The sequence below is a fragment of the Blastococcus sp. SYSU D01042 genome (assembly GCF_054050515.1).
In genome coordinates this window covers 568587-581350 of record NZ_JBJGZM010000001.1, presented here as the reverse complement: position 1 = coordinate 581350, position 12764 = coordinate 568587, and the positions used below count along the sequence as shown (strand labels likewise).

Genomic DNA, 12764 nt, shown 5'->3' with positions numbered 1-12764 from the left:
AGACGGAGGAGGAGCGAGATGCCAGAACGAGACACCGCCTGGCCGGCCGGCACCCCCTGCTGGATCGACTACGGCGCATCCGACATCGACGGCGCGAAGGCGTTCTACGGCGACCTGTTCGGTTGGACGTGGACCGGCGGCGACCCGGAGTACGGCGGCTACCTGAACGCCGCGAAGGACGAGCGCCAGGTTGCCGGCATGGGGCCGCTGATGGGCGAGGGCGACCTGCCCTCGTGGACGACGTACTTCGCCACCGAGGACGCCGCGGCCACGGCGGACCGGATCCGCGAGGCCGGCGGGACCGTGGTCGTGGAGCCCATGGAGGTCGGGCCGGTGGGCACGATGGTCATCGCGCTCGACGCGCAGGGGCACGCGTTCGGCCTCTGGCAGGCGGGCGAGCACACCGGCGTCCAGCGGTACAACGAGCCCGGTTCGCTGGTGTGGAACGAGTCGGCCGTCGAGGACCCGGAGGCGGCCCGGGCCTTCTACACCGCGGTGTTCGGGTTCGAGTGGGAGCCGATCGAGGGCATGGAGCCCTACGCCACCTTCGGTACCGGCGGCGGGCCGCTCGGTGGGCTCAGCGGGGTGGAACCGGGGCTGCCGCGCGGCTGGACGGTCTGCTTCGCGGTGTCCTCCACGGACGAGGCCGTCGCCACGGTCGAGGCAGGTGGCGGCAAGGTCCTGCACCCCGCCGAGGACACGCCGTTCGGCCGGTTCGCGGTGGTCGAGGACCGCTGGGGAGCCCCGTTCTCGGTGATGGAGGTCCGCGCCGAGGGCTGAGCCCGCGGAACGGCTCCGGTGGCCACCGTTGCCACCGGAGCCGTCAGCAGTCAGGCGTCAGGTGCGGACTCGCCCCGGACCTCGCCGTGCGGGACCGCGTCCCGGCGCCCGTACGTGGCCGGGATCGAGCCGAGCCGGCCCTTCTGGAAGTCCTCGAACGCGTCGACGACCTCCTGCCGGCTGTTCATGACGAAGGGGCCGGCCATGGCGATCGGCTCGCGGATGGGCGCCCCGCCCAGCACGACGACGTCGAGCGCCGGGGTGCGCGACTCCTGGTTCACCGCCCCGGTGACCGTCACGGTGTCCCCGGGGCCGAGCACCGCCAGCTGGCCGGTGCGCACGGGGGCGCCGTCGATGCCGACGGACCCCGCGCCGGAGAGGACGTAGACCAGCGCGTTGAAGTCCGGACGCCAGGGCAGGTCGAGGTTCGCGCCCGGGGCGACGGTGGCGTGCACCATGGCCATCGGGGTGTAGGTGGACCCCGGGCCGGTGTAGCCCGCGACGTCCCCGGCGATGACCCGCAGCAGCGCCCCGGCGTCGGCGCTGGCCAGCAGCACGGACTCCTGCGCGCGGAGGTCCTGGTAGCGCGGCTCGACCCACTTCTGGGCGCGTGGCAGGTTCACCCACAGCTGCAGGCCGTGGAACAGGCCGCCGCTGACGACGAGGTGCTCCGGCGGGCGCTCGATGTGCAGGACGCCGCCCCCCGCGGTCATCCACTGGGTGTCGCCGTTGCTGATCGTGCCCCCGCCGCCGTGCGAGTCGGCGTGCTCGAAGGTGCCGTCGATGATGTAGGTGACGGTCTCGAAGCCGCGGTGCGGGTGCCAGGAGGTGCCCTTGGGCTCACCGGGCGCGTACTCGACCTCGCCCATCTGGTCCATGTGGAGGAAGGGGTCCAGGTCGCGGAGGTCCACGCCGGCGAAGGCCCGCCGGACGGGGAAGCCCTCGCCCTCGTACCCCGCCGGCGCGGTGGTGACCGAGCGGGTCCGCCGGCGGACGGTCCTCGGCGCGGGGAGCGGGACGCGGGGCAGCGTGGTGGTGTCCTCGACGGTGACGGCGGGCATGCCGACCTCCTGGGTTGAGGGTTCAACTACGTGGCTCCGGTAACCGTCGACCCCCCGGTTCTCTTCCCCGGGGGAGGGGCCGGCTCAGGAGGCGCGGGCGGCGAGCTCCCCGCTGCCGAGAGCGCCCTGCGCCACCTCGGCGTCGTCGAAGTGGACCGCGCTGCGCGGATCGAGGCCGTCCTGCAGCAGCGTCTCGTGGCCGCGGCCGGTGATCAGCACGACGTCCCCCTCGTCGGCCGCGGACACCGCCGCGGTGATCGCCGCGTGCCGGTCGAGCACCGTGCGCACGGTGGCCGTCGTGCCGAGCAGGCCCAGCCGCAGCTCGGCGACGATGGCTGCCGGGTCCTCGCCGTGGCTGCCCTCGTTGGTCAGCCACACCTCGTCGGCCGCGCGCGCTGACGTCCCGAGACCCTGGCGCTTGTAGCGGTCCCGTCGGCCACGGGCGCCCAGGACCAGGTGCAGCCGCCCGCCGGGGGCGACCAGCCCGCGCGCCGTCTCGAGCGCGAGGTCCAGCGCCCCGGGCGTGTGCGCGTAGTCGACGACCACCACCGGGCCGGTCGGGGAGCGCAGCACGGTGGTGCGCCCCGGCGGCGGGGTCACCGCGGCGAGGCCGGCGACCGCGTCGCGCACCGGCACGCCGAGCAGGCGGCCGGCGGCCCAGGCGGCGGCGATGTTGGGAACGTGCATCCGCCCGACCAGCGCGCTGTGCACCAGGTGCACGCCGTCGGCCTCACCGAGCAGCACGTCGGTGCCGTCCGCGCCGCTGCGCCAGTCGAGCACCCGCACGTCCGCGCCCGGGGACGAGCCGACGCGGGTCACCGGGATGCGGGCCTGGTCGGCCAGCCGACGCCCCCACGGGTCGTCGACGACGACCACCCCGGCGGCGGCGCGATGGGGTTCGAACAGCCGGGCCTTGCTCGCCCAGTAGTGCTCGAGCGTGCCGTGGTGGTCGAGGTGGTCCTCCTCGAACCCGGTGAAGACCGCGACCTCGAACGCCAGCCCGTCCAGCCGGCCCATGTCCAGCGCGATGGACGACGCCTCGACGACCGCGCTGCCGGCGCCCCGGTCGAGCATCCAGCGCAACGTCGCCTGGAGCTCGGGTGCCTCCGGCGTGGTCAGCGCGGTCCCGCGGACGTCGTCCCCGATGCTCGCGCCGACGGTGGTCACCAGCCCGGCCCGGCGGCCGGCGGCGTCGAGGACGCCGCGGATCAGGGTGCTGGTGGTCGTCTTGCCGTTGCTCCCGGTGACCGCGACCAGCTGCAGCTCGTCCGACGGGTCGCCGGCCAGCAGCGCACCCACCGGCCCGAGGACGGCGCGGACCGAGGGCACCACCAGCTGCGGCAGCGGGACGGGGACGGGGTGCTCGACGAGCAGCGCGGCCGCTCCCGCCGCGGCGGCCGTCGCGGCGAAGCGGTGGCCGTCGGCGGTCGCGCCCGGCACGCAGGCGAACAGGCACCCGGGCTGCACGGCGCGGGAGTCGCCGACCAGACCGCGCAGCCGCAGCGCACCGCTCCCGGTCCTCGACACGGGTCCGGACGCGACGGCCCGCGCCCGCTGCTCGACCGCGGACCACGCGACCCACGGTGGTGGCACGCGTCGACGGTAGGTTGTGCGCGACGATTCCGCTGGGTGAGCGCGTCGCCCCGCAGCGCGGCCGCGTTTCACCGGCGGGCGCGCGGGCACGGCTGCACCGTGCCCGACCTCCTGCCACCCCGGCTGGGCTGCCCCAAGCGGATGGTGTTCGGGCCGTGCGGCGGCGTCCGCGCCGACGGGCGCTGCGAGGTGGCCGAGCACCGCTGCGTCTTCCTCGACGAGCCGGCGCCGGCCTGGCCGGACGAGCCCGTCCCGCCCGCCCGGGCCAGCCACCTGCTGCAGGCCGCGACCGAGGGGCCCGTGGTCCTCGCCGATCTGACGACCGTGCCCTACGACGGCGACTCCGTGCGCCGGGTGGTCGAGGTGCTGGCACCGGTGTGCGACGCGGTCCTGGCCGGCGAGCACGCCAACCGGCCCGACGTCCCCCCGACGATGCTGGCCGCCCGCGTGCACGGCGCCGGCGGCCGGCTCTGGACGACGCTGGCCTGCCGCGACCGCAACCGGGTGGTGCTCGAGCAGGAGCTGACCGGGCTCGCGGGGCTCGGCGTGGACGGGGTGCTCTGCGTGACCGGTGACGCCCGCGGCCCCGGTGTGGCGGCGGAGGCGACCCAGGTGTTCGACCTCGACGGCCCGCGGCTGGCGGCGCTCGCCACGGCGACGGGGCTGCCGGTGGCCGTGCCCGAGTCGCCCGAGGCGCCACCGGTGGCCTCCCGGCCGGCCCGCGTCGCGGTCAAGCAGCGCGCCGGGGCGCAGCTGTGCGTGCTCAACCACGTGCGCAGCCCCGCCCGCGTCGCCGGGTTCGTCGCCGCGGCACGGGAGGCCGGCGCGACGCTGCCGTTCCTCGCCGGGGTCGCCGTCTACACCGACGAGCGCTCGGCGCGGGTGCTGCAGCGCTTCCCCGGGCTGCACCTCGACGACGAGCGCGTCGAGCAGGTGCTGGCCGCGCCGGACCCTCGGGCTGCCGGCATCGAGGCCGCCGTCGAGGAGGCGCGGGCGCTGCTGGCCGTCGACGGCGTCGTGGGGGTGAACCTGTCCGGGATGGGCTCGGAGCGGGGCGTGGACGACGGCGCGCGGATCAAGGCCGCCGTCGCGGCGGAGCTGAGAGGGAGTTCGTGAACGAGCTGGCGAGCGAGGCGATGGAGGCGGAGTTCGACACCGTCGCCGGCTGGACCGAGGAGGCCGTGCGCGCGCTCGGCGCGGACCACGCGATCCCGGCCGGCTGCCGGGGGAGCGGCAGCGAGGGCGCGCTGCGCTGGCTTGCCGACCGGCTGGAGCTGCGGACCGGCAGGCGGGTGCTGGACTCCGGGGCAGGGGTCGGCGGGCCGGCGGCGTGGCTGGCGGCCGAGCGGGGGGTCGCGCCGGTCTGCGCCGAGCCGATGGAGGCCGCGGTGCGGGCGTCGCGGCGGCTGTTCGGCCTGCGCTCGGTCGTCGCGATGGGGCAGCAGCTGCCGTTCGCCGACGCCTCCTTCGACGCCGCGGAGTGCCTCGGCGTGCTGGACACGACGCCGGACAAGGCCGGTGCGCTCGCCGAGCTGCGCCGCGTGCTGGCCGACGGCGGGCGGCTGGGCCTGCTGGTGTTCGTCGCCGACGGCGAGCTGACCTCACCGGCGCCCGAGGGCAACGAGTTCCCGTCCGAGGCGGGGACGCGCGAGCTGCTGGCGGCGGCCGGGTTCGAGGTGGTGGAGGCCGGGGAGGCCGACCTCTCCGACAGCCCCGGGGAGTGGACCCGCGCGGCCGACGCCGTCGAGGCCGAGATCGCCCGGCGGCACGGCGGGGACCCGGCGTTCCGGCAGGCCGAGGAGAACTCCGGCCGGGTGGGCGCGCTGCTCTCCGACGGCTCGCTGCGCCCCTGGCTCGCCGTCGCCGTCGCCACCCCCCGCTGACCCGGGTGCGGGTTCGCGGCTCCGAAACGCGCGGGACACATCCCCGAACTAGGTTCTCGGCCATGGCGGACCTCTTCGACGGCTACGTCCTGGGGCAGCAGTGGGACGAGATGTTCGGGGACGTCGGGGACCCGCGGCCGGCGTACGCGGGGCTGCACGCCTCGCTCCAGCCGATCGACGGCGAGGAGCTCGCCGCCCGCGCCGACCTGCTCAGCCAGACCTACCGCGACGCCGGCGTCACCTTCGCGCACGCGGGGGAGGAGCAGCCCTTCCCGCTCGACATCGTGCCGCGGGTCATCGGCGCCGACGAGTGGGACGTCATCGAGCGCGGTGTCGCCCAGCGGGTGCTGGCGCTCGAGGCCTTCCTCGCCGACGTCTACGGCGCGGGCCAGGTCTTCACCGACCGGGTCGTCCCGCGCAGCGTCGTCACCACCAGCGCGCACTTCCACCGGCAGGCGCACGGGCTGGTCCCGCCCAACGGGGTGCGGGTGCACGTCAGCGGCATCGACCTGGTCCGCGACGAGGCCGGCGACTTCCGGGTGCTCGAGGACAACCTGCGCTCGCCGTCGGGCGTCTCCTACGTCATCACCAACCGGGCCGCGATGAGCCAGGTGCTGCCCGAGCTGTTCGCCGACCACCGCATCCAGCCCGTCGACGACTACCCGACCCGGCTGCTGGCCGCGCTCAAGGCGTCCGCGCCCTCGAACGTCGCCGACCCGACGGTCGTCGTCCTCACGCCGGGGGTCTACAACTCCGCCTACTTCGAGCACGCGCTGCTGGCCCGCCAGATGGGCGTCGAGCTGGTCGAGGGGCGCGACCTGGTGTGCGCCGGCAACCAGGTCAGCATGCGGACGACGGACGGCCAGCGGCGCGTCGACGTCATCTACCGCCGCATCGACGACGAGTTCCTCGACCCGGTGCACTTCCGGCCGGACTCGGTGATCGGCTGCGCGGGCGTGCTCAACGCGGCCCGGGCCGGCCGGGTGACGATCGCCAACGCGGTCGGCAACGGCGTCGCCGACGACAAGCTGCTCTACACCTGGGTGCCCGACCTGGTCCGCTACTACCTGGGTGAGGAGCCGGTGCTGCAGAACGCGGAGACCCACCGCCTCGACGACCGCGACACCGTGGAGTGGGTGCTGGAGTCGCTGGACCAGCTGGTGCTCAAGCCGGTCGACGGCTCCGGCGGCAAGGGCATCGTCATCGGCCCGCGCGCCGACGAGAGGACGCTGGAGGAGCTCGCGGTCAAGGTGCGGGCCAGGCCGCGGGACTGGATCGCGCAGAAGCCGATCGGGCTGTCCACCTGCCCGACGCTGGTGGGCGGCCGGATCGCGCCGCGGCACGTCGACCTGCGGCCGTTCGCCGTCAACGACGGCGACGAGGTGTGGGTGCTGCCCGGCGGGCTGACCCGCGTCGCGCTGCCCGAGGGCGAGCTGGTGGTGAACTCCAGCCAGGGCGGCGGGTCCAAGGACACCTGGGTGCTCAGCCGCCCGCGGCCGGTGGAGGACGGCGTCGAGGACCCGGCCCGCGACCTCACCACCATCGAGTTCACCGCCGCCGACCTGCCCGACGAGCCGCCCGCGCAGGACCCCGGCCCGCCGAACGACAACGCGCTGGCCCAGTCCCAGCAGCAGCAGCAGCAGGGGCGGGGGGCGTCGTGCTGAGCCGGATCGCGGAGTCGCTGTTCTGGATCGGCCGCTACGTCGAGCGCGCCGACGACACCGCCCGCATCCTCGACGTGCACACCCAGCGGCTGGTCGAGGACCCGTGGATCGACGAGCGGCGCGCCTGCGCGAACCTGCTCGCGCTCATGGGCACCCCGGTCCCGGACGAGGAGGCCGACACCGAGCGGGTGCTCGCGGCGCTGGCGTTCGACCGGTCCAGCCCCAGCTCGATCGTCGGCGCGCTGTCCGCGGCCCGCGAGAACGCCCGTGGCGCCCGCGAGGTGCTCAGCGCCGAGATCTGGGAGTCGCTCAACGTCACGCACAACGCGCTGCCGCAGCAGCGCACGATGGCCCGCCGGTACGGCCCGCACTCGCTGTTCCGGTTCGTGCGCGAGCGCTCGGCGATGGTGTTCGGCCTGGCCGACGCCACCATGAGCCGCGACGAGAGCTGGCTGTTCCTCATCCTCGGCCGGTCCCTGGAGCGGGTGGACATGACCGCGCGGATGCTCTCCACCCGCGTGCTCGCCGGCGACGCCGCGCCGTCCTGGACCCTGGTGCTGCGCTCCACCGGCGCCTACGAGCCCTACCTGCGCACCTACCGCGGCGTCGTCGACTCCAGCCGGGCCGCGGAGTTCCTGCTGCTCGACCGGCTCTTCCCGCGCTCGGTGTTCGCCTCGCTGGAGCAGGCCGAGGCCTGCCTCGCCGAGCTGGAGCGCTCGACGGTGCGCGACGCCGCCCGGGTGGGGGTCGCCGGCGAGGCGCACCGCATCGTCGGCCGGGCGCGCACGATGCTGGAGTTCATGAGCACCCCGGACCTGCTCGCGCAGCTGCCGACCAGGCTGGAGGAGCTGCAGCGCACCTGCTCGGCGGCGAGCGCGGCGGTCACCCACCGGTTCTTCACCGAGCAGGCCCCGCAGGTGTGGGTGCCGGAGGAGGCAGGGTGACCCAGTTCCAGACGCAGGCCCCGGCCGCCCGCGCGCCCGGCTCGCGGTGGCGGCTGCAGATCGTGCACCGCACCCGGTTCCACTACAGCGGGCCGGTCCGCTCCTCGTACAACGAGGCCCGGCTGACCCCGGAGAGCAGCGCCCGGCAGACGACGCTGCGCTCGCGGGTGGAGATCGAGCCGGCGGCCAGCGCGTCGGCCTACCGCGACTACTGGGGCTCCACGGTCACCGCCTTCGACCTGCACACCCCGCACGCCGAGCTCGTCGTCACCGGGACCTCGATCGTCGAGGCCGGCGCCGACCTGGCCGCGCACGACCGGCTGGGCTGGAGCGCGCTGGCCGGGCGCGAGGTGCGCGAGCAGTTCGGCGAGCTCCTGGCGCCGACGCCGCTCACCGCCATCGACGACGACGTCGTCGCCGCCGCCCGGGACGCCGTCGGCGACGCCCACCCGCGTGACGCCGGCCGGCTCGTGTGCGACTTCGTGCACGACCACATGGAGTACCTGTCCGGCTCGACGAACGTGAAGACCAACGCCATGCAGGCCTGGACGTCGGGCAAGGGCGTCTGCCAGGACATCTCGCACGTCACCGTGGGCGTCCTGCGCGCGCTGGGCCTGCCCGCCCGGTACGTGTCGGGCTACCTGCACCCGCGGCCCGACGGCGAGATCGGCGCCGCGGTGACCGGCGAGAGCCACGCCTGGGTGGAGTGGTGGGACGGCGGCTGGAACGGTTTCGACCCGACCAACTCCGTCCCGATCGGCAACCGGCACGTCACCCTCGGCCGGGGCCGCGACTACGGCGACGTCCCGCCGTTCAAGGGCCTGTTCTCCGGGCCGCGCAGCGAGGGGCACACGGTCACCGTCGAGGTCACCCGGCTCGCCTGAAGAAGGACCCCCTGCCCCCCGTCACTCGCAGGCTCGCGACGGGCCCCTGCAGGGGGCCGCGGCGCGCTGGGCCCTCTCGACCGCGCCGGGCTGCCAGGATGCCGCCGTGTCGATGCGGCGTCGGTGGTCGGTCCTGGGTGCGGCGGCGTGCGTGCTGGTGGCCGCGGGGTGCACGAGCGGGTCCGAGGAGCCGGCGGCCGAGCCCGCCGCCGACGCCGCCGTCGAGGGCGAGGGCTGGACGGTGCTCGTCTACTCGATCGCCGACACCGACCTCGAGCCCTACCTGCTCGCCGACCTCGAGGAGTTCGCCGAGGTCGGGTCCGGCGAGAACCTGCAGGTCGCCGCCATGGTCGACCGCGCCGAGGACTACAGCTCCGACCCGCTGCTGGGGCTGGAGGACTGGGTCGGCGCCAAGTACGTCTCCCTGGGGCAGGGCCGCGCCGAGGAGCTCGACGACCTGGGGGACGTCGACACCGGCGACCCCGGGCCGCTGGCGGACTTCCTCGCCCAGGGCATCGCCGACCACCCGGCCGAGCACTACGCGCTGGTCATCAGCGACCACGGCGCCTCCTGGCCCGGCGTCGGCGGCGACGAGGGCTCGGGCATGAGCACGCTGACCCTCGAGGAGCTGCGCGACGGCATCACCGACGGCCTGGACCGGGCCGGGCTGGACCGGCTCGACCTGCTCGGCTTCGACGCCTGCCTGATGGCCACCTACGAGACGGCGAGCACCCTCGCGCCGGTGGCGGACCGGATGATCGCCAGCCAGGAGCTCGAGCCGGGCCACGGCTGGGACTACGGCGCCTTCCAGGTGGCCGCCGACGACCCGGACGTCGACGTCGACACGCTCAGCGCCGCGATCGTCGACGGCTTCGCCGCCCAGGCACAGGCCGAGGGCACCGCGGCCGACATCACCCTGTCCGTGGTCGACCTGGACCGCATGGCCGCGGTGGACGACGCGCTGGCGGAGTTCAGCGACGCGCTGGGCTCGCGGGCCGCCGACGTCGCCCCCGTCGTCGGCCGGGAGCGCGCCGAGGTGCTCTCCTTCGGCCGCGACCCCGACCCGGAGGTCGACACCCACATGGCCGACCTCGGGCTGCTGGCCGCGGAGATCGGCGTGGACGCCCTCGACGTCTCCGACGAGGCCGACGCGCTGATCCGGGCGATCGGAGACGCGGTCACCTACGAGGTCGCCGGCCCGGCGGCCGTGGGGGCCAGCGGCCTGTCCATCTACTTCCCGCCCACCGAGGACCTGCTCGACGAGGACTACGCCTCGGTGGAGAGCGCGCAGGCGTGGAGCGGCTTCCTCGACAGCTACTTCGAGGCGGGCTCGGCGATCCCGGCCGACCGTCAGCCCGTCTTCACCGCCGACGGTGCGGAGACGTTCTTCGACCAGGACGGGCTCAACCTGTTCGGGACCTTCGACGCCGCGGCCGCCGACAACGTCGTCTGGTCCTCCATCAGCTACGGGCAGGTCGGGGACGACGGTTCCGTCACGTTCTTCGGAGAGGAGCAGGCGGAGGTCGCCGACGACGGTTCCGGGGACGTGCTGGGCATCTACGACCTCACGGTCATGACGATCAGCGACGGCATCGACACCTCCTACGCCTACCTGACGCTGGGCTACGACGACGAGGCCGAGATCGCCACCATCGACGTGCCGCTGGCCTACTACGAGCCCGGCGAGGCCGAGGAGTACCGGGACGTCACGCTGACCATCACCTTCGACCCGGCGACCGGCGACGTCCTCAACGAGACCTACTACGGGTACACGGCGGCGGGCACCTACGGGGAGCTCAGCGCGGACCCCGAGGGGATCGTGGTGCCCAAGCTGCTGGTGGTCGCGGCCGACGGCACGGCGTCGTGGGAGCCGGCCACCGACGTCGGCCTGTACGCGGACCTGCCCGCCCTGCAGTACGACTTCGAGCCGCTGGAGAGCGGCACCCCGCTGTACGCGGAGCTCTCCGTCACCGACTTCGGCGGCAACAGCGACTCGGTGTCCGCGGAGGTCGTCGTCCCCTGATCCGCGGAGCGGGGATACTGGGCGGCGATGAGCGCACCCCTGAACCTGGTCAACCTCGAGCGGGTGCACAAGGCGCACGGCACGACCGTGATCCTCGACGACGTCTCCCTGGGCGTCGCCGCAGGGGAGCGGATCGGCGTCGTCGGCCGCAACGGCGGTGGGAAGTCGACGCTGCTGTCCCTGCTGACCGGCACCGACGAGCCCGACTCCGGCCGGGTCACCCGCCGCGGCGACCTCGCCCTCGGCGTCCTCGACCAGTTGGGCACCCTCCCCGAGGGGACGACGATCCGCGACGTCGTGCTGCCGACGACGATGTTCGCCAACGAGCACGAGTGGGCCGCCGACCCGGCGGTGCGCAGCGTGCTGGCCGGGCTGGAGCTCGACCGGATGGGCCTGGACGCCCCGGTCGCCCCGATGTCCGGCGGCGAGCGGCGGCGGGTGGCGCTGGCCGCCCAGCTGATCCGCCCGCTGGACCTGCTGGTCCTCGACGAGCCGACCAACCACCTCGACGTCGAGGGCGTCGCCTGGCTGGCCGAGTACGTCAACCAGCGCGCCGGCGGCCTGGTGGTCGTCACCCACGACCGCTGGTTCCTCGACGAGGTGTGCACGACCACGTGGGAGGTCGCCGACGGCAGCGTGCACGCCTACGACGGCGGCTACTCGGCCTACACGCTCGCCCGCGCGGAGCGGGCGCGGATCTCGGCGGTCACCGAGGAGCGCCGGCTGAACCTGGTCCGCAAGGAGCTGGCCTGGCTGCGCCGCGGCCCGCCGGCCCGCACCAGCAAGCCGAAGTTCCGCATCGAGGCGGCGCAGGCGCTGATCGCCGACGAGCCCCCGGCCCGCGACTCGCTGGCCCTCAAGGGCTTCGCCGCCCGGCGGCTCGGCAAGACCGTCTACGAGCTGGAGGACGTCGACTACGCCGTCCCCACCGACGACGGGCCGCGCACGCTGTTCCGCGACCTGACCTGGAACGTCGGCCCGGGCGACCGGATCGGCATCGTCGGCGTCAACGGCGCGGGCAAGACCTCGCTGCTCAAGCTGCTGGTCGGGGAGACGCAGCCGGACGCCGGCACCGTCGTCGTCGGCCAGACCGTGGCCCCGGCGTACCTGTCCCAGCACGTCACCGAGCTGCCGCCGAAGGCGCGGGTGCTCGAGGCGGTGCAGGACGTCGCCCGGCTGGCCCGGATCGGCAACCAGGAGATCAGCGCCTCCTCGCTGGCCGAGCGCTTCGGCTTCGCCGCGAACCGTCAGTGGACGCCGGTCGGCGACCTCTCCGGTGGTGAGCGCCGGCGGTTGCAGCTGCTGCGGCTGCTCATGGCCGAGCCGAACGTGCTGGTGCTCGACGAGCCGACCAACGACCTGGACATCGACACCCTGACCGCGCTCGAGGACCTGCTCGACGGCTTCCCCGGCACGGTGCTGGTGGTCAGCCACGACCGGTACTTCGTCGACCGGGTGTGCGACAAGGTGGTCGCGCTGCTCGGGGACGGCTCGCTGGCCGAGCTGCCCGGCGGGGTGGACGAGTACCTGCGGCGCCGGGCGGCCGGCGGAGCCCCGCTCACCACGGCGGCCGGCGGCGGGGGGACGCGGCCGGTGGGCAGCCCGTCCACCGCGGCCCCGGCGGTCTCCGCCGCCGAGGCGCGGGCGGCGAAGAAGGAGGTCGGCCGGCTCGAGCGCCGGATGCTCAAGCTCGACGCCGACGAGAAGAAGCTGCACGAGCAGCTCGCCGCCGCCGCGGCCGACTACGCGAAGGCCGCCGAGCTCGACGCCCGCCTCCGCGAGCTGCAGCAGGAGAAGGACGAGGTCGAGGAGGCCTGGCTGGTCGCCTCGGAGCTCGCCGAGGGCTGAGCGGCCGGCGACCGCCTCCTCCCTCACCGCAGAGCGTCCTCCCTCACCGTGCACCGTGAGGGAGGACGCTCGATGATCAGGTGA

The 12764-nt window shown here is 74.8% G+C and carries 10 protein-coding genes; 8 read left to right on the top strand and 2 right to left on the bottom strand.

All coding sequences use genetic code 11. The features are described from left to right. The first annotated feature begins 18 nt into the window (after nucleotides 1–18). A complete protein-coding gene (locus ACI79H_RS02950) occupies nucleotides 19–780 on the top strand; it encodes a VOC family protein (protein ID WP_456552873.1) in 762 nt (253 codons plus the stop codon). Between the two features lie 50 nt (nucleotides 781–830). Here ACI79H_RS02950 and ACI79H_RS02945 read toward each other — a convergent pair whose 3' ends face one another. Both ACI79H_RS02945 and ACI79H_RS02940 read right to left on the bottom strand, forming a co-directional pair. Further along, on the bottom strand, nucleotides 831–1841 hold the full coding sequence (locus ACI79H_RS02945) for a pirin family protein (RefSeq protein ID WP_456552872.1): 1011 nt from the start codon (nucleotides 1839–1841) through the stop codon (nucleotides 831–833). Between the two features lie 84 nt (nucleotides 1842–1925). Beyond that, complete coding sequence (locus tag ACI79H_RS02940) at nucleotides 1926–3434, bottom strand: Mur ligase family protein (RefSeq protein WP_456552871.1); 1509 nt, start codon at nucleotides 3432–3434, stop codon at nucleotides 1926–1928. A 99-nt stretch (nucleotides 3435–3533) separates the two neighbouring features. On the opposite strand from ACI79H_RS02940, the gene ACI79H_RS02935 reads away from it, so the two are divergent. The 7 genes from ACI79H_RS02935 to ACI79H_RS02905 all read left to right on the top strand — a co-directional run bounded on the left by ACI79H_RS02935 (nucleotide 3534) and on the right by ACI79H_RS02905 (nucleotide 12680). Beyond that, the gene (locus ACI79H_RS02935; RefSeq protein WP_456552870.1) at nucleotides 3534–4550 is read left to right on the top strand and encodes a methylenetetrahydrofolate reductase C-terminal domain-containing protein; all 1017 of its coding nucleotides are present in this window, start codon (nucleotides 3534–3536) and stop codon (nucleotides 4548–4550) included. Further along, complete coding sequence (locus tag ACI79H_RS02930) at nucleotides 4547–5317, top strand: class I SAM-dependent methyltransferase (protein ID WP_456552869.1); 771 nt, start codon at nucleotides 4547–4549, stop codon at nucleotides 5315–5317. The genes ACI79H_RS02935 and ACI79H_RS02930 overlap by 4 nt, the downstream gene beginning before the upstream one ends. Nucleotides 5318–5379: 62 nt before the next feature. Continuing rightward, nucleotides 5380–6981, top strand: a complete 1602-nt coding sequence (locus tag ACI79H_RS02925; RefSeq protein ID WP_456552868.1) for a circularly permuted type 2 ATP-grasp protein — start codon at nucleotides 5380–5382, stop codon at nucleotides 6979–6981. Next, nucleotides 6975–7925, top strand: a complete 951-nt coding sequence (locus tag ACI79H_RS02920; RefSeq protein WP_456552867.1) for an alpha-E domain-containing protein — start codon at nucleotides 6975–6977, stop codon at nucleotides 7923–7925. The genes ACI79H_RS02925 and ACI79H_RS02920 overlap by 7 nt, the downstream gene beginning before the upstream one ends. Next, nucleotides 7922–8809, top strand: a complete 888-nt coding sequence (locus ACI79H_RS02915; protein WP_456552866.1) for a transglutaminase family protein — start codon at nucleotides 7922–7924, stop codon at nucleotides 8807–8809. Before ACI79H_RS02920 ends, ACI79H_RS02915 begins: the two co-directional genes overlap by 4 nt. Nucleotides 8810–8921: 112 nt before the next feature. Further along, nucleotides 8922–10832, top strand: a complete 1911-nt coding sequence (locus tag ACI79H_RS02910) for a clostripain-related cysteine peptidase (RefSeq protein WP_456553106.1) — start codon at nucleotides 8922–8924, stop codon at nucleotides 10830–10832. 27 nt (nucleotides 10833–10859) lie between these two features. After that, nucleotides 10860–12680 carry an ABC-F family ATP-binding cassette domain-containing protein gene (locus ACI79H_RS02905; protein WP_456552865.1) on the top strand — a complete coding sequence of 607 codons (1821 nt, stop codon included), beginning with the start codon at nucleotides 10860–10862 and terminating at the stop codon, nucleotides 12678–12680. Nucleotides 12681–12764 lie beyond the last annotated feature (84 nt).